The organism is Pseudomonas sp. SMN11, from assembly GCF_052041945.1.
Classification (GTDB): domain Bacteria; phylum Pseudomonadota; class Gammaproteobacteria; order Pseudomonadales; family Pseudomonadaceae; genus Aquipseudomonas.
The window spans coordinates 22,435-38,980 of record NZ_JBKGGW010000039.1; the positions used below are offsets into that span (position 1 = coordinate 22,435).

General features: G+C 63.1%; 16 protein-coding genes and 1 pseudogene. 4 read left to right on the forward strand and 13 right to left on the reverse strand.

The features are described 5' to 3' along the window. From ACLEJU_RS24305 to ACLEJU_RS24330, 6 genes and pseudogenes are all read right to left on the reverse strand, one after another. Entirely contained in the window at positions 1-753 is a 753-nt protein-coding gene (locus tag ACLEJU_RS24305) for an SDR family NAD(P)-dependent oxidoreductase (RefSeq protein WP_435421384.1), read from the reverse strand. Further along, positions 750-1,172 carry a nuclear transport factor 2 family protein gene (locus tag ACLEJU_RS24310; protein ID WP_435421385.1) on the reverse strand — a complete coding sequence of 141 codons (423 nt, stop codon included), beginning with the start codon at positions 1,170-1,172 and terminating at the stop codon, positions 750-752. The genes ACLEJU_RS24305 and ACLEJU_RS24310 overlap by 4 nt, the downstream gene beginning before the upstream one ends. Before the next feature lie 74 nt (positions 1,173-1,246). Beyond that, positions 1,247-1,999 (reverse strand): twin-arginine translocase subunit TatC, encoded by a 753-nt coding sequence (tatC, locus tag ACLEJU_RS24315; protein ID WP_435421386.1) that lies wholly within the window; start codon positions 1,997-1,999, stop codon positions 1,247-1,249. Positions 2,000-2,001: 2 nt separating this feature from the next. Then, positions 2,002-2,250: pseudogene (gene tatB / locus ACLEJU_RS24320) on the reverse strand (Sec-independent protein translocase protein TatB); the annotation flags it as partial. A gap of 3 nt (positions 2,251-2,253) precedes the next feature. Further along, on the reverse strand, positions 2,254-2,463 hold the full coding sequence (locus ACLEJU_RS24325) for a twin-arginine translocase TatA/TatE family subunit (RefSeq protein ID WP_435421387.1): 210 nt from the start codon (positions 2,461-2,463) through the stop codon (positions 2,254-2,256). A 58-nt stretch (positions 2,464-2,521) separates the two neighbouring features. Beyond that, complete coding sequence (locus ACLEJU_RS24330) at positions 2,522-3,844, reverse strand: NAD(P)/FAD-dependent oxidoreductase (protein ID WP_400728113.1); 1,323 nt, start codon at positions 3,842-3,844, stop codon at positions 2,522-2,524. Between the two features lie 298 nt (positions 3,845-4,142). Here ACLEJU_RS24330 and ACLEJU_RS24335 point away from each other — a divergent pair, with 298 nt between their 5' ends. Then, positions 4,143-5,105: a helix-turn-helix domain-containing protein gene (locus ACLEJU_RS24335; protein ID WP_435421388.1), complete on the forward strand. Its 963-nt coding sequence runs from the start codon at positions 4,143-4,145 to the stop codon at positions 5,103-5,105. Here the strand turns inward: ACLEJU_RS24335 and ACLEJU_RS24340 are convergent. Genes ACLEJU_RS24340 through ACLEJU_RS24350 form a run of 3 tightly spaced genes read right to left on the reverse strand, consistent with a single transcriptional unit; the run spans position 5,081 to position 7,991 of the window. Beyond that, the gene (locus tag ACLEJU_RS24340) at positions 5,081-6,376 is read right to left on the reverse strand and encodes an NAD(P)/FAD-dependent oxidoreductase (RefSeq protein WP_435421389.1); all 1,296 of its coding nucleotides are present in this window, start codon (positions 6,374-6,376) and stop codon (positions 5,081-5,083) included. The genes ACLEJU_RS24335 and ACLEJU_RS24340 overlap by 25 nt on opposite strands. 23 nt (positions 6,377-6,399) lie before the next feature. Then, positions 6,400-6,822 (reverse strand): RidA family protein, encoded by a 423-nt coding sequence (locus ACLEJU_RS24345; RefSeq protein ID WP_435421390.1) that lies wholly within the window; start codon positions 6,820-6,822, stop codon positions 6,400-6,402. Positions 6,823-6,851: 29 nt separating this feature from the next. Continuing rightward, on the reverse strand, positions 6,852-7,991 hold the full coding sequence (locus tag ACLEJU_RS24350) for a tyramine oxidase subunit B (RefSeq protein WP_435421391.1): 1,140 nt from the start codon (positions 7,989-7,991) through the stop codon (positions 6,852-6,854). 305 nt (positions 7,992-8,296) lie between these two features. Between ACLEJU_RS24350 and ACLEJU_RS24355 the strand changes: the two genes are divergently transcribed. Both ACLEJU_RS24355 and ACLEJU_RS24360 read left to right on the forward strand, forming a co-directional pair. Continuing rightward, positions 8,297-9,508: an MFS transporter gene (locus ACLEJU_RS24355; protein WP_435421392.1), complete on the forward strand. Its 1,212-nt coding sequence runs from the start codon at positions 8,297-8,299 to the stop codon at positions 9,506-9,508. 84 nt (positions 9,509-9,592) lie between these two features. Further along, complete coding sequence (locus ACLEJU_RS24360; protein WP_435421393.1) at positions 9,593-10,552, forward strand: ketopantoate reductase family protein; 960 nt, start codon at positions 9,593-9,595, stop codon at positions 10,550-10,552. Here the strand turns inward: ACLEJU_RS24360 and ACLEJU_RS24365 are convergent. After that, on the reverse strand, positions 10,519-11,145 hold the full coding sequence (locus ACLEJU_RS24365) for an NIPSNAP family protein (RefSeq protein ID WP_435421394.1): 627 nt from the start codon (positions 11,143-11,145) through the stop codon (positions 10,519-10,521). The genes ACLEJU_RS24360 and ACLEJU_RS24365 overlap by 34 nt on opposite strands. A gap of 244 nt (positions 11,146-11,389) precedes the next feature. Here ACLEJU_RS24365 and feaR point away from each other — a divergent pair, with 244 nt between their 5' ends. Next, positions 11,390-12,286, forward strand: a complete 897-nt coding sequence (gene feaR, locus ACLEJU_RS24370) for a transcriptional regulator FeaR (RefSeq protein WP_435421395.1) — start codon at positions 11,390-11,392, stop codon at positions 12,284-12,286. Between the two features lie 144 nt (positions 12,287-12,430). Here the strand turns inward: feaR and ACLEJU_RS24375 are convergent, their stop codons facing one another. The 3 genes from ACLEJU_RS24375 to ACLEJU_RS24385 all read right to left on the reverse strand — a co-directional run bounded on the left by ACLEJU_RS24375 (position 12,431) and on the right by ACLEJU_RS24385 (position 16,471). Then, positions 12,431-14,920, reverse strand: a complete 2,490-nt coding sequence (locus ACLEJU_RS24375) for a TonB-dependent siderophore receptor (RefSeq protein WP_435421396.1) — start codon at positions 14,918-14,920, stop codon at positions 12,431-12,433. 94 nt (positions 14,921-15,014) lie between these two features. Further along, a complete protein-coding gene (locus tag ACLEJU_RS24380) occupies positions 15,015-15,947 on the reverse strand; it encodes a FecR domain-containing protein (protein WP_435421397.1) in 933 nt (310 codons plus the stop codon). Then, a complete protein-coding gene (locus ACLEJU_RS24385; protein ID WP_435421398.1) occupies positions 15,944-16,471 on the reverse strand; it encodes a sigma-70 family RNA polymerase sigma factor in 528 nt (175 codons plus the stop codon). The genes ACLEJU_RS24380 and ACLEJU_RS24385 overlap by 4 nt, the downstream gene beginning before the upstream one ends. Positions 16,472-16,546: the final 75 nt, after the last annotated feature.

Sequence of the window (16,546 nt, forward strand, 5' to 3'; positions counted from 1 at the left end):
TCAGCCTTGGGGTTGGCGCGCCAGGCGCTGGCCCAGCTTCAGGCGCCAGCGTGCCGGCAGTGCGCCGAGCAGGCGCAGCAACAGGGTGAAACTGGCAGGGAAGGTGATCTCCAGCGGGCGACGGGGCAGACGTGCGGCAATGTATTTGGCGGCGCGCTCGGCGCTCCACAGCTGGGGCATGGGGAAGTCGTTGCGGCGTGTCAGCGGGGTGTCGACGAAACCGGGGTTGACCAGGGTGACATCAATGCCCTCGCTGGCAAGGTCGAGGCGCAGCGACTCGACCAGATAGCGCAGCGCGGCCTTGGACGCGCCATAGGCACCGGCCCGTGGCAGGGCGAACCAGCTGACCGAACTGCCCATCACCACCAGATGCGGCCGCTGGCTGCGACGCAGCAAGGGCAGGGCGGCGGCCAGGCAATGGCTGGTGCCGATCAGGTTGGTGTGGATGACCCGCTCGACCAGCGCCGGGTCGAACTGGCCAGGCTCCAAGTACTCGCAGGTGCCGGCATTCAGGATCACCAAGTCCAGCGAGCCCCAGGCCTGCTCGATCTGCCCGGCGATGCGTGCCACCTGCTCAGGCTGGTCGACATCGCCGACGGCCAGCAGCACTTGACCCGCAAAGCGTGTGGCCAGGTCTGCCAGACGCTCTGCCTGGCGAGCTCCAAGCGCTACCTGGTGGCCTTGCTCAAGCAGGTGCTGCGCCAGTTGCGCGCCGATGCCGCTGCTGGCGCCGGTCAACCAGCAGCGGCTCATGCCAACCTGCCCTTGAGCCAGCGAATCGCGCCGCCCAGGACTGGAACATGTTCATAGAGCAAGGCGCCGGCGTCGAAGTAGTCCTGATGGAAGTAGACCCGTCCACGCCAGCGCAGGTGGCTGCAGCCTTGCAGGCTGATCGGCTGGCCGCTGGCCAGGCGCGGGTGGCGATAGTGCAAGGTCCAGCGGATGTAGCCGTGGCCTGGCTGTGGCTCGTCAAGGTCTTCGAAGGTGTAGCGGACTTCGGCAACGTTGGCGTACAGCTGCGCGAAATAGGCACGCAAGGCGGTGAGCCCACTGACGTGATGGAGCGGGTCGCGAAAGCTGACATCGTCGCTGTACAAGTCGCCGAGCAGGTCGAGATTGTGCGGACCCAGCGTGGCAAAGCGTTCGGTGAAATGCTGCAGGTAGGTGGACATGCACAATACCTGTACAAAAAGGAGTATCTGTACAAGGTATAGTGCAGGTCAGCGGGGAAATCTATACAGCAAAATTATTTTGTACAAATATTCTGAGGCTGCTTGCGGACCAGGCCGCCACACAGCACGCCTATCTCGAACAGCAGCCACATGGGCACGGCGAGCATGGTCTGGGAGAAGATGTCCGGCGGGGTGAGGACCATGCCGACGACGAAGCAGCCGATGATCACATACGGGCGAACCTTCTTCAGGTACTTCACGTCGACCACGCCGATCCACACCAGCAGCACCACCGCCACCGGGATCTCGAAGGCAACGCCGAAGGCGAAGAACAGCGTCATGACGAAGTCGAGGTAGTTGGCGATGTCGGTCATCATCGCCACGCCTTCCGGCGTGGCAGCGGCGAAGAAACTGAACATCAGCGGGAACACCAGGAAGTAGGCGAAGGCCATGCCGGCGTAGAACAGCAGGATGCTCGACACCAGCAACGGCACGGCGATGCGTTTTTCCTGGCGATACAGCCCCGGCGCGATGAAGCCCCAGATCTGCTGGAGGATGAACGGGATCGCCAGAAACAGCGATACGATCATGGTCAGCTTGAAGGGCGTGAGGAACGGTGAAGCCACGTCGGTGGCGATCATCGTCGCGTTGGCCGGCATATGGTCGCGCAACGGCGCCGAGACCAGGGTGTAGATCTGCTGGGCGAAGGAGAACAGCCCGGCAAAGATCAGGAAGATGACCGCCACGCAGCGCAGCAGGCGGGTACGCAGTTCGGTCAGGTGCGAGACCAGCGGCATGGGCTGGTCGTGTTCGATTCTTTCGCTCATGGGGCTCGCGGCGGTTGAGGCGGTTCGGGCGTGGCAGGCGGATGCAGGCTATGCGTGTTGTGCGGCGGGTGATGGATGTCGCTGGCAGCGATCTCGCGTTCGACTTCGTGCTTGATCGCATTGAAGCTGCGCTTCAGCCGCCCGATCCACAGCCCCGCAGTACGCGCGGCACCGGGCAGGCGCTCGGGGCCGAGCACCAGCAAGGCCACCAGGCCGACCAGCAGCAGCTCGCTGAAACTGATTCCGAACATGCTTCAGGCGTTCTGCTGCGGCTGCGCGCTGCTTTGTTGCTGCGGCGCTGGTATCGGCGCGGCCGGGGTTTTCTCTTCATCGCTCATGGCCTTGCGAAAGCCCTTGATCGATTCGCCCAGGTCACCGCCAAGGTTCTTCAGCTTCTTGGTGCCGAAGACCAGGACCACGACGACCAGCAGGACGATCCAGTGTTTCCAGTCAAAAATGCCCATGGTGTTCTCTATTGTCAGGGTGGGGAGAGGCTGGCGCGCGAAGCGCCAGCCTGCCGGATCAGGCTTCCAGGCCAGCCTTGGCCTGGCCGGTGCGCAGGGTGAAGTTGACGCCCATCGACAGCACGGGCTGTGGCGGGTTCCAGTTTGGCTTCGGTGCGCTCAGCAGGAACTCGGTCAGCGGCTCCATCTTGCCCGCCAGCATGTTCGCCAGGAGGGTGCCGGTGGCGGTGCCGCGCACAGTGCCCAAACCGTTGCAGGCCAGTGCGCCATACACGTTCTCGCGCAGCTCGCCGAAGAAGCCGGCGCCATTGCGGGTCATGCCAAGGCCGCCGCCCCAGGTGTGCTCGAACGGCACCTCGGTGAGGGTCGGGAAGCGGCGTTCGAACGACAGGCGGTGGGAAGCACGGACCTTGTCGGTGTAGCCATCCTTGGAGCGGCCGTCAGGGTTGAAGCTGAAGCTGTTGCGCACCAGGATGCGGTTGTCGTGGGTACGACGCAGAGTCGAGCCGAACGGGTCGGCCGGGATCACGCCCCAGAACTCCTGGCCACCGATGCTGGCCTGTTCGGCCGGGGTCAGCGGGCGGGTCAGGCTGCCGTAGGTGAAGATCGGCAGCATGCGGTTCTGCAAGAAACCGAAATGCTGGCCGAAGTGGTTATTGCCGAGGATCAGCTTGCCGGCGGTAATGCGACCGGTCGGGTGGTGCAGCACGATCTTCTGACCGTAATCGACCGCAGTGATCACCGTGTCTTCGTACAGCGTGACGTTCTCCGGCAGGCTGTCGGCCAGGCCTTTGACCAGTGCCGAAGGCTGAACCAGCATGGTGCCCGGGGTATACAGCGCCTTGCGGTAGAACGAGGTGCCGATGTGGTCCTTCAGCTCGTTGCCTTCTATCAGCTCGACCTTTTCGCCCAAGGCTTCCAAGCCGCCACGGTAGGCATTGAGCACCGCGATGCCCTTGTCCTCGATGGCTGCCTGGTATTTGCCGGAGTGGCGCAGGTGGGCGTCGACGATGTTGTGCTGCTCGACCAGGTCGCGAAGGATGCCCTGGCCGCGTTGGTTCAGGTGCAGGATGTTTTTGGCGTTGGTCTTGTCACCGATGTAGTCCGGCGCGCCGATGTCGTGGGGCACGTCGATCAGGAAGCCGGCGTTACGGCCCGAGGTGCCGAAACCGACCTGCTGTGCTTCCACCAGGATCACCTTGTCCTGAGGGAAGTTCAGAGCCAGCTGGCGAGCAGCGGCAAGGCCGGTGAAGCCGCCACCGATCACGACCCAGGGCGCCTGGTCATCACCGATCAGCGGGGCTTTGGGTTGACGCACGCGGCTGGTGTGGAACCAGCCAGGGGACGAATCGTCACGTGGCAGCGCATCGACGCGCACCAGCGAGGCCGGGTCGGCCGGGATTCCGTCATTGAGCAGTGCGCTTGCGCCACCTGCTGCGACAACACCTGCGCCGACGCCGGCACCAATAAGTACTTTCCTGCGGGTAACTGCCATTTACATCGATCTCAGTCAAAGGTGATTGCGGCAAATCTGGGAAACGCATTGATTCGTATTTGAAGAATACAATGTGTATACAGATTGTATGGCCGAGTTTGAGGGTGCGTCAATCTGACTCTGCGACCGAGTGGCCCATTCCTTGCTTTCGTATGGCGCATGCATTCGAGGTAACAGTCACGCCATGCACGCCCAACGCCACTGCTTCAACGACGTCAACACCCATGCCAGCGCGATCCTCGGCTGGCAGCAGACCTACGACCAGATCAGCGCTGGCAGTGCACACACCGAGCTCACGCACCTCACTGCCGAGCGCTTCCAGATTTTTCGTGAATGCCTGGACAAGCGTGTGGTCCAGCACGGCGCGGCACCGGCGCGGCGCTTTTGCCTGGCGCTACCCGCTGGCAGCGCGGGTACCGGGGTGTTTCAAGGCAGCAGCGTGGGTAGCGCGGATGTCACGCTTCTTCACAGTGGTCAGGAGTTTTTCGTCCATGCGCCCGAGGGCATGGACCTGCTGGCGGTCAGTGTCGATGCCGATCGTCTGGCACAGTTGGCCGAGCGTGAGTTCAGCGCGCAGGAACTGCGTGCGCTGAACCGGGCCACCCGGTTGAACGTCAGCCCGGCTTTTTTAAGTGCGATACGCCTGCAACTGCAGGGGCTGATCGATGCGGCGCTTCAGGGCGAAGCACTGGTGGAGGTGCAGCTGGAAGACTCGCTGCTGGAGTGCATGCTGGTGCTGCTGGACCAAGTCAGCCAAGATGGCGCGGGGCGAGGGGGGAATGTTGCGGTGAGCGCCTACCTGGTCCGCCAGGCGCACCAGATGGCCCTGGATTGCCTGGACGAGCCGTTGTCGGTGCTGCAGATTTGCGAGCGGCTGGATGTCAGCCGCAGCACCTTGCAGCGCAGTTTTCTCGGGGTCACCGGCCTGAGCCCGGTCGAGTACCTGCGTGCGGTGCGCCTGAATGCCGTGCGTCAACGGCTGCAGTGCACAGCCGCCGAGCAGTTCACCGTTGCCCGGGTGGCCAGCGACCTGGGGTTTACCCACCTCGGGCATTTCTCCGGCGCCTACCGCGCACTGTTCGGTGAACTGCCTTCACACACCGCTCGCCAGGACAGCGTCGTTCAGGCAAAGCGTTCCAGGCGGTAGGGCGTGGGGTCGACCAGTGGGGTGCTGCCATCGACCAGGTCCGCCGCCAGTTGCCCGGCTGCGGGCGAGGTACCGAAGCCGTGGCCGGAGAAACCGGTCGCCAGCACCATCCCCGGTAGTTGCGGAACGTGCCCGATCACGGGCAGCGAGTCGGGTGTCACGTCGATGGTGCCGGCCCACGCCTGTTCGATGCGCGCCTCCTTGAACACCGGCCAGGCCGCCCTGAGGTTGTTCAGCGCCTCCTGGTTCAATGCCGGGTTGGCAGCGGGGTCTTGGGTGCGAATGCGTTCGAACGGGGAGACTGAGCTGGGCGACCAGCGCCGCGCCAGCGCCAGGTCCTTGAAAAACGGCTTGCCGAACGAAACCCGCAACAACCCCCGCTGAGCGCGGAATTGCGGCAGGTAGCGTCGCCCGAGCAAGGCATGATCGAGGGTAAGGTGGGCATCGAGGGCACCCCGTTGCGTGATGATGAAACCACCGTCCATATGCTTGCGGAACGAGAAGTCCGGGCCGCCCACGGCGATGTCGGTCGGGCCGTCCATGGCCGCTGTGCGCAGTACCGAGCAGTTCAGCGGCAAGGTTGGCAAGGCGACCCCGTGGTTGCCCAGCAGGCGCCGCGACCACAAGCCACCAGCCAGCAGCACCTGCTCGCAGCGGATCTCGCCGTGTTCGGTCACCACGCCGTCGATGCGCCCGGCGGCGGTGGTCACGCTGCGCACGGCGCAATGCTCGACAATCACCGCGCCACGGGCCATGGCGGCCTTGGCGATGGCACTGCTGGCCAGGGTTGGCTCGGCACGGCCGTCGCTTTCGGTGAAGATGCCACCGGCCCAGGTGGCCTGCCCACCTGGCACGCGCTGGGCGATTTCGGCGTTGCTCAGCAGGCGCGAACCGACCGGCAGGCCTTCTACCGACTTCAGCCAGGCCTCGTGCATCGCCATCTGCCCGGGCTCCCGGGCGGCGAACAGGATGCCCGCCTGCCGGTAGCCGACCTCGCGCCCGACCCGGGCGGGCATTTGCGCCCACAACCGGTCTGCGGCCAGGGCCAGGGGCAGGTCCTCGCGGTGGCGGCTGGTCTTGCGCACCCAGCCGAGGTTGCGCGAGGACTGCTCGCCGGCGATGCGGCCTTTCTCCAGCACCACCACCGGGATGTTGCGCTCGGCGAGGGTCAGGGCAGCGGTCAGGCCGACGATGCCGCCGCCGATGATGACCACGGTGGTGGCGCTGGGTGGCGTGTTTGCGCAGTGCACCGGCGCGATGACAGGGGACATGGACGGTTCTCCTCGAAGGCGGGCTAGCGCGACAGGTCGATCAGCTGGGTGGTGGCACGGGAGGCACCGCGGTAGGCGGTCACTTCCAGCTCCACCCGGTACACCGTTGCGCCCAAGGGCGGGCAGGTGACTGTGCTGGCCGGGTCGATGCCGCGAAACACTTCGCCGACAATGGTCATCACGCTGGCGACATCCTCGGGGTTCTGGATGAACACCCGCGAGCAGACCACGTCGGCCAGGGTCGCATCCACGGCCTTCAGCGCCGCTTCGATGTTGGCGAACACCTGGCGGGTCTGTGCCTCGAGGTCTTCGGGGATTTGACCGGTCGCCGGGTTACGCCCGGCGGTGTTGGAAACGAAGATCCAGTCGTCCACGGCCACCAGGCGCGAGTAGCTGCCCAGGGTCTCGTACTTCGATCCGGTCTTGAGTTTGGTGATCTGCAGCATGGCGTTGTCCTTATGGTTGGAGGTATGAATCAGCTCAGGGCCGGGCTTTCCCACAGGTTGAGGCGTACGCCGACGCCGCGCTCCAGCGCCTGGCGGTACACCACCGTGCCCCAGGCCACGTCCTCGACCGGCATGCCGCCCACCGACATGATGATGATCTCCTCGTCGTTACTGCGGCCGGGGGCAACGCCTGCGACGATCTTGCCGATGTCTTCCAGCTGCTCGGCCGGCAGGCTGCCTTCGGCGATCATGTCCATGAAATGCACGCCCACCAGCGGCACATGGTTGTGCGCAGGCTTGGGCAGCTCTTCGAACCAGGCCTCGTACAGGCCGGTGTTGTCGACCACCTTGCGTACGTCGGCCTGCTCCATGCCGGCGTCGATGCTGCAGCCGGCCGGCATGGCAAGAAACGCGCCGGGCTTGACCCATTCGCGCTTCACCAGCGGATAGGTGGAAGGGTCACCGGTTTCGCCGGAGGTGCAGTAGGTCACCAGGTCCGAACCGCGTACCACCTCCTCGATGCTGTCGACCACTTCGATGGTGGTGATCTGCGGGTAGGTGTCGCCAACCCAGCTGATGAAGTCGTCCAGGCTCTTCTGCCCGCGGCCCTTGAGCTTGAGCGTGTCGACCTGGGGGCACACGGCCATGAATGCGGCCACGGTGGTCTTGCCCATCACGCCTGGGCCCAGCAGGCCGATCACACGCGAGTCGCGGCGGGCCAGGTGGCGTGCGCCGACACCGGGGATGGCGCCGGTGCGGTAGGCCGACAGCAGGTTGGCTGACATGTGCGCCAAGGGTGCGCCGGTGTCGGGATCATTGAGGGTGAACATCAGGATCGAACGCGGCAGGCCCTTTTCGCGGTTGGCGATGTTGGAGCCGTACCACTTGACCCCAGCAGTGCAGAAGTCGCCGCCCAGGTAGGCGGGCATCGCCATCATGCGGCGGTCGGCCGTGGGCTTGGGCATGTTGGGGAAAGGCGAGTCCTTGGGGAAGGTGATCATCGCGCCGTGGGAGTCGCTGTTCGGCCCGGCCATGCGGTAGTCGCCGTGGTGGAGCAGGGCGAACATCTGCTCCATGGTGTTCACGCAGGCCAACATGTCGGTGACGCCGGCGCGGATCATGTCCTGCTCGGACAGGTAGAGAAAGTCGATTTTTGTAGTTGTAGTCATGGCTCATCTCGGGGCGGAGGAAGAGGGCCGGCAGCGAAGGCTGCTGCCGACGGTGCCGATGTTAGGAACCCGCCCGGGCCCCCGGCTATCCCGAATTGGTCAGGAATGACGGGGTGGCTGCAGCCATCTTGATCTGCGCGCTCTAGCCTGCGGTTTGCCGCGTTTTCATCGGCGTTCGGGCCGCATCGGCGTTGGCAGCCATGACCAAAAGCGCGGCAACGGGGTACATGCCGGGTACTTGCGGGCATTGCACACTGTGGCGGTCACAGGGCACCCGCTCGGCACACTCCATTCAGGATCAATCCATGAGAACAACAACATCCAATCCGATTGACAAAACCTCCGTGTACATCTGCGCCGGCCTGGTTTCCGCCGGCGGGGCGCTGCTGCTCAATGTGCTGCCGGTGCTGTTCGGCGCCCTGGCCGAGCAGTTCGGCTATGGCGAACAGCAACTGGGCAGCCTGGCCATGGCCATGAACCTCGGTTTCGGGGTGCTCGGCCTGGCCTCGCTGCTGTGGATCCAGCGCCTGAGCTGGCGGGTGATTTCCACCTTGTCCTCGCTGCTGGTGGTCGCCGCCCTGGCGGGCATGCTCGGCAATCCCAGCTACGAGACGCTGATGTTGCTCATGGCCCTGGCCGGGGCCGGCACCGGTGCGTTGTATGCCCTGGCGATGACCATTTTCGGCGACAGCGCGCAACCTGAGCGGGCCTTCGGCTTCAAGCTGGGCATGGAGACCGTGCCCGGCGCCTTGCTGCTGATCGTGCTGCCGGTCGCGGTGGCGCCCCTGTGGGGCTTCCAGGGCATGCTGGTAACACTGGTCATCAGCATGCTGCTGATGGGCGTGGTCCCTTTGCCGTGGGTGCCGCGCCGCAGCGCACGGCAACTGGAGGCGCGTGCTGGCGGAGCGCCGGTGGTGTGCCGCCACAGCCGTACCATCGCCTGGCTGAGCCTGCTCGCCAGCCTGGTGTTCCTGACCGGCATCATGTCGGTGTGGGCCTTCCTTGAACTGATGGGCAAGAAAAGCGGCCTGTCTTCGGACACCATCGGCTCGGTGCTGGCGCTGGGCTTCATCATCAATGCGGGCGGCGGCTTCATCGCCTCGTCGGTCGGCCTGAAGGCCGGGCGCTTCCTGCCGGTGGCGGTGATCATCGCGGCCGAGGTGGCGGGTTTGGTGCTGCTGGCACAGTTCGATTCGTTGACCACCTACGTGGCCGGGGTGATGTGCTTCCTGTTCTCGATCAGCTTCGTACTGGCCTACACCTTCGGCGTGATGGCCGAGTTCGACCTGTCGGGCCGCTTGGTGGCCCTGGGGGCACTGTGCCTGTCGGTCGGCGCGGCGGTGGGGCCGGCGGTCGGTGGCCTGCTGATCGAAGCCTATGGCTACACGGCAGTGCTGCTGTTCTCCGGTGCATGCTCGATCAGCGTGCTGGCGATCTACGGTGCAGCGGTGCTGCGTTCGCAGCAGGCGGGCAAACGCGAGCCGATGGGCGACGCGGTGACCTTGCCGAAGCTTTAATGGCAGCCACTTATCCAGATGAGGCTCGCCGGGGATGACCCGGCGAGCTTTTTCATGGTGCAGACAACAAGGACGAAACCCAACATGAAGATTGCCGTGATCGGGGCAGGGGCAATGGGCAGCCTGTTTGCCGCCCGGTTGATCGACGCCGGTGCCGAGGTGACCCTGGTGGATGTCGATGAGCGCTTGCTCGACACCCTGCGTATCCATGGCCTGCGCCTGGAGGACGAACAGGGTGCGCGCGTGTACCGGCCTCGGGTGGCTCGTGCCGAACAGTTGCAGGGTGAGTTCGATGCCTTGCTGATGTTGACCAAGAGTCATCACACCCGCCAGGCCATCCAGTCGAGCCGGCACCTGCTTGGCCAGCAGACCTTGGTGATGACGTTGCAGAACGGCCTGGACAGCGTGCCGGTGCTGCGCGAGTACGTGGCCGACCATCGCCTGGCGATCGGCATGACCCTCTACCCGGCCGATGTGCTGGCACCCGGCAGCGTACGCAGCTGCGGTGGTGGCGAGGTGCGCTTGCGCGGGCTGTTGCCTGGGACGAATTACGCCGGGCCGTTGCGGGCTCTGATCGATGGCTTGCGCCGGGGCGGGATGAACTGCATCGTAGACCCGGATATCGAAGTGAGCATCTGGGAAAAGGTCGCCTTCAATACGGCCCTGAACTCGCTGTGTGCCCTGAGTGGAATGAGCGTGGGCGAGCTAGGCCGTTGCGCGCGTGGCCGCGAGCTGGCCTTGGCATTGGTTGCCGAGGCGGCCGCGATTGCCGAGTCGGTGGGCGTTGCGCTGGATCGACAGCGGATTGTGCAGGCGGTGGAGGAGGCGTTTGTCGTGCACGCCGGGCACAAGCCCTCCATGCTCCAGGATCTTGAGCACGGCAGGCGCATGGAGATCGACGCGCTGTCCGGCGCCTTGCTTGTTCATGCCCGGCGCCAGGGCGTGCAAGCCCCGGCCATGGCCGCCGTTGACCGGCTGTTGCGCCAGGCGCAGCGGCGTTGCATACCGGCTCAGCGCAGCGGTGAGAAGGCCGCAGGCAGATAGACCACCGAGTTCATCTTCTGCAGTTGCGGGGCAGAGTTTTCCGGCGGCCATACCCCATCGCCGACGGCACGGGTGCGCACATCCAGGCGCTGCTCCAGGCTGGCGTAGGGCCAGATGTGCAGGTAACGCGGCACCCGGCCATTGGTGGCGTAGAACGCGGCATACACCGACGAATACTGCTCCCCGGTGCGCGGCCCGACCGCCTTGCGCCAGCCAGCCAGGGTTGGCGCCAGGCCCGAGGTGACCAGGTCGTACTCGCGCAGCTCGTAGAAAGGCCCATGTTTGCCTGGGGCCAGTGGCTCGAGAAAGGGGAACAGGCGATAGTCGTCCATGTGCTGCTCAAGCACGAACTCACCAATGCCGAAGGCGTCGCTGGCCAACAGCACGCGCTCGCGTTCGGCCGCCTGGACCTCGACGCTGGCGAAGCGGCGCAGCACGGCAACGGTGTTCTGCGGGCCGATCTCGGACACCCAGCAGCCGATCAGCTCGACGCCTTCGATGGCAGCCTGCAAGGCCTCCTGCAGGCGCGGCAAGGCCTGGCCGGGTGTGCGCACGCGCAAGGTGAAACGCAGCAGTTCGTAGTGGTTGGACATCAAGCGTACCTCCTGGATAAAAGACGAGGCAAAAACGGTAGGGAACGCTAAAGGGCAGCGGGCCAGGCGCTCAATGACCGGGTGGATCAATGTTGTTGCGTTACACGCAACGAAAGCTCGGCCGCAGGGTACGATGGGCAATGTGGCGCGGTATGTGCTTGCGCTTCGTTTACCTGTCTTTTTGTTACCCAGAATCACGTGAATATTGCACTAATATGGCGCGTGCTTCCGATAGAGGTGGTTCATGAACGGTCAAGCGATGTCTGTCTGGAACGAGCGTGTCCACGCAGTATGCGGGCGCTTCGAAACCCGCTACGACCAGTGCCAGAGCCTTTTCATCGGCGATTTGCGCCCCTCGCTGCTGGGCACCACGCAGGTCGCCCACATCCGTAGCAATGCCCATGCGATCGCCCGTTCTGGGCGCGAGGCGGAGCGTGATGGCGACTCACATTGTTTCCTTGTGTTACAGCAGCAAGGGGAAATGTCCATCGAGTTGGGCGACCGGGTGGTGGAACTGCGCGAAGGTGACATGGCACTGCTGGATTCGGCGCAGGCGATGAAGATGATCCCGCGCGGGCTGTTCTCCCATGTGTCCATTCACCTGCCCCGTGAGCGCTTGAAAAACCTCGATTGCAGCCGTTTCGGCAAGCTGTCCACCGCCGGCGCCTGCGGCCAGCTGTTGGCGACGATGGTACGGCAGGTGGCCGAAGGCGAACTCGAACAGTGGGCCTGCGCGGAAGACGGTGACGGCCTGCAGGCCGCGCTGGTGGGGCTGCTCGGCTCGGTGTTGGAATACCGGGCGCGTGACAGTTCGCCCGGCCTGCACCTGCACGAAGTGCAGTCGCTGATCCAGCAGCGCCTGGACTCGCCGCGCTTGACCCCCGTTGTCCTGGCCGACGAGCTGGGTATTTCCAGTCGCCAGCTGTATCGCCTGTTCGAAGCCAGTGGCGACAGCGTTTGCCGTTACATCCTGCGCGAGCGGCTGCTCAAGGCTGCTCAGGACTTGCGCAACCCTGCCTATGGGCATCGCTCGATCACCGATATCGGCACCCGCTGGGGCTTCGCCGATTCCGCGCACTTTTCCAAGACCTTCAAGAAACAGCTGGGCATGACGCCGCGCAGCTACCGCAGCCAGCCATGAAAGGCTGCTTCGGAGCGGGAGCGCCGCGCGGGCGGCGCTCGATCTCATCGGCGCAGACGATGTCACGGTAAACGTCCGCAATGGGTCGGTTAGCGAATTCGGGTCGACCCTGTTGCCTTTTAGAAAGATGCCCCAGCTCGCCTTTCAGTACTCCCAGCGCAACGTGGCGGTCACGCTGCGTGGTTCCCCATAAAGGTCACTGTAAACACTGGTACTGGCGTAGTATTTCCTGTCGAACAGGTTGTTGACATTCACGGTACCGGTGAAATGTTCGTCGAACCGGTAGCGTGCCAGCAGATCAACCAAGGCGTAGCTGCCTTGACTGGCCTCCAGGGTAGTACCCGGAATCACTTCGGTGTTGCCGTAACTGGTTGCGCTTTCCCAGCGAATACCGCCGCCCAAGGTCAAGCGATTGAGGTCACCGGTCAGGTCATAGGTGGTGAACAGCTTGAAGGAGTTCTTCGGGAAGCCGACATTGACGTCGACTCCCTCAGGGTAATAGGTATTGACGTGGCTGTAAGACGCCTGCATCTGCCAGCCCGGCAGCACTTCTCCCGCTACTTCCAACTCAAGCCCTTTGATTTTCACATCGGCCGGTTGCACCAAGGTGGCGAACGAGTTGGGGTCGGTCAGGCCTGAGTCAACAGGGTAGTTACGGATCTTGGACTCGAACAGAGCGGCAGTCAGGTTAAGCCTGCCGTCGTAGTACTCACCTTTGGCACCCACCTCATAGCTGTCGCCTTCGGTAGGCTCCATGAAGGTGCCCTGGACGGTCTTGCTCGATTGTGGCTTGAAGATGCTGGTGTAGCTGGCGTAGATCGAGTAATGCTCGTTCAGGTCATAGACGATGCCGGCGTAGGGCGTAAGCTCGCCATTTTCTCGTTTCTTGCCATCACCCGGCGCATAGTCGATGGGGTCACCATAGTAGGTCACCGACTGATCCAGCTTGAAGTAGCTCAGGCGCGTGCCGACGATTACCGACAAAGCATCGGTGGGTTTCAGCCGCACAGTACTGTAGGCGGCGTACTGGCGCTGGCTGTACTTGACATCGCCCTGGCGGTCGAATGGCGGTTTGTCGATATCGCCACGCCATTCGAAAACATTAGGGATCGACGGATCCCAGCCACTTCCGCTGCGGTCATACCACAGGGGATAGGCTCCGGTATTGCTGCGGTAGCGCATGGCACTGACCCCGAGCACCAATTCGTGCTCGCGCCCCAATAGGTCGAAGGGGCCAGTGACATAGGCGTCCAGCGAGTTCTGCTCGGGCTTGCTCGGCCACTTTGCCATGAACAGCCCGGTACCGGCGCCGGTCTGTTGGTTGGGGTAGCCGAAGCTGCTGAACCAGCCGTACTCGATATCATTGTCGTCACGCACATTGGTGACCGCGACCTTGGCCAGCCAGTTGTTGTCGAAGCGGTGTTCATACGTGCCGAAGATCGAGGTTCGCTGGCGGTCGGCATGGCTCCAGTCCGCCGCAGAGTTGAACGAGCGCTTGAAGTCGGTGCGTTGGCCATTGCTGTAGAACGCCGGGAAGCCGAAGTATCCGCACGCGTCACAATTGCGCACCTGGTAGTCGATACCGAAGTTCACTGTATCGCGCTCGCTCAGGTCCGCCTCGATGATGCCGTAGGCCACCTGCCGCTCGGTGCTGAGGCGGTCGGTGAAGGAATTGGCGGTCTGGTAGGCACCGACAAGGCGCCCACGCACAGTACCGTTTTCCACCAACGGGCCAGAAACGTCGACCTCTGTGCGGTAATTGTCCCAAGAGCCGACACTGCCCTGGACCGAGGCGGCGAACTCGCGTGTAGGCCGCTTGCGCACCATGTTGATGGTGGCTGAAGGTTGGCCGGTACCGCTGAGCAGGCCGGTGGAGCCGCGCACGACCTCGACCCGATCGTAGACCGCCATGTCGTTGGACTGGCTGCTCATGGAGGGCTCGAATACCGTGGGAATGCCGTCGACCTGGAACGTTTCGATCTTCATGCCACGCGAGAAGATGCCGACCTCATCGTCCGAAGCATTGCTCTTTTTCTTGTAGAGCACGCCAGGTGCCTGGGCCAGAACGTCCTCCAGGCTCACCAGGTCCTGATCACGCATACGTTGGCTGGTCATCACACTGACCGACTGTGGTGTTTCGCGGATCGACAGCGGCAGTTTGGTTGCGGTCCGGGCAGCCCCCGTGGTGTAGGAGCCGGTACCTTCGGTGGTATCGCCCAGGCCGCTGGCATTGATGCTGGTGGCGCCCAGTTGCAACGCAGTACCGTCTGCGGTTTTCTCCGTCAACAGATAGTTGTCTCCAGTCCTGAGCGCCTCCAGCCCGGTGCCTTGAAGCAGCACTGCGAAACCCTGGTCCACGCTGTAGCGGCCTTGCAGGCCGGGAGTGTGACGCCCATCGGTCAATGCGGTTTCGAACGAAAGCACGACCCCGGCATCGCGTGCAAACTGGTTCAATGCTGCGCCGAGCGGGCCAGGCGCAATCCGGTAAGCCTGAAGCGCTTGTTCTGCATAGGTCTGGCTGGCCTTGTCGGTGAGCGGCTGGATAAAACCGACCTGGATTACAACTGCTGCACCTAATAAAAGCCTGGGCAATGAGCGTGGCGAGGTCTTGGCGGGTGGGGTGAGGCGTGGCATGTCTGCTCCTTCAATTGCCATTGGCAGGCTGTTTGAAGGGAAAGCACGGACGAGTTTCAAAAATCGACAATGGCATCGCAACTTTTTTCAGGGCTTACGAGAAGCGAACCCAGTAGCGGGTGCGTGTTTCCATTTTCAGCTTCAGCGCCTGACCGATGACAAGCAACGTGCGTTCCATGTCGTCCAAAGGGAATACACCGGAGACGCGCACTCCCGCCACCGCATCGCTGCATCGTATGAAACCGGTTCGATAGCGCTCCAGTTCACTCAAGGTTCGGTCAAGTCGCCAGCCGTTCACTACCAGAAGGCCATGGCTCCATTCGCTTTCACTTAGGTCAGCGGGCTGTGGTGAAAGCAGTTGCCTGTTGTCAAAGTCAAGGCGCATGCCAGCCTTGACGATGGTCGCCTGATTGAGGCTGTCGCTACGCACCGCCACCGCATGCTCCAGTACTGTCAGCCGAGTACGGTCACTCAATAGCCGGACATTGAAGCGTGTGCCCAAGGCTCGCATGTCACCGTGCGAACTGCGCACATGCAGAGGGCGGGCATCGGCTGCGGTTTCCACGAGGATTTCACCCGCGTGCAACACAATGAGCCGATTTTCGGCGTCGTAGCGGATGTCTGCGGCAGAGGCCGTATTCAGATGAAGCCGAGTACCGTCGGCAAGGGTGAGACTGCGACGCTCACCCACGCGGGTGCGCAGGTCTGCAAACCATTCCGGCGACCGCATGTAACCACCGCCAATGACGGTTGCCGTCCCCAAACCAAGCATCAACCCTTTCAGCAGCGCACGCCGCCCCATGGTGCTCGGGTCTTCGCTCAGCGTTTGCCGAACCAGCGCCGCGGGGACGCCTTGCAAGCGGCACTGTAAACGCTCTACCCGTGACCACGCCCATTGATGCATCGGGTCAAGCCGAAGCCACTCTTCCTGCTGACGACGTGTGACCAGGCACTCTGGTGTTTCACCTAATCTGGCATGCCATTGTGCGGCGGCGCGCAAGGCCAAGTGCCGATCGGACAAGCTCATGCTTCTGAGTCCAGCTCGAAAAAGAGGCAGCGTTCAGTCGCCTTGGCAATGTACTTGGTGACGGAGCTGACCGAAACATTCAGGCGTTCAGCGACCTCCCTGTAGCTGAGACCGTCCAGTTGAACGAAGAAAAATGCTTGCCGTACCTTGCTGCCCAGGCCATCGAGCATCGTGTCCAGTTGCATCAATGTTTCAAGGACGATCAGACGGTGCTCGGGCGAACACGTCAGTGATGCCGGCTCATTGGCCAGGTACTCGAGATACGTTTGCTCCACTTGGCGGCGACGGAGTTGATCGATCATTAGCCGCTTGGCTACGGTCGCAAGATAACTCCGAGGCTCTTGAGGACTGCGGGTCAACGCACCGCTGATCAACCGTATGAAGGTGTCGTGAGTGAGGTCTGCTGCCCGCTCGTTGTCACCCAGACGTCTGCGTATCCATCCCGTCAGCCATTGACTGTGATCTCGGTAAAGGCTGTGAATGTCGTCGCCAATCGAGGCAGGCGGCTGCGGCCCGTTCGACATCCTTGACTCCTCGCGATCACTAATGCAGATAAGAATTGATCGCGATTGTAAACAGCCGATGAAATTTTGCAAACA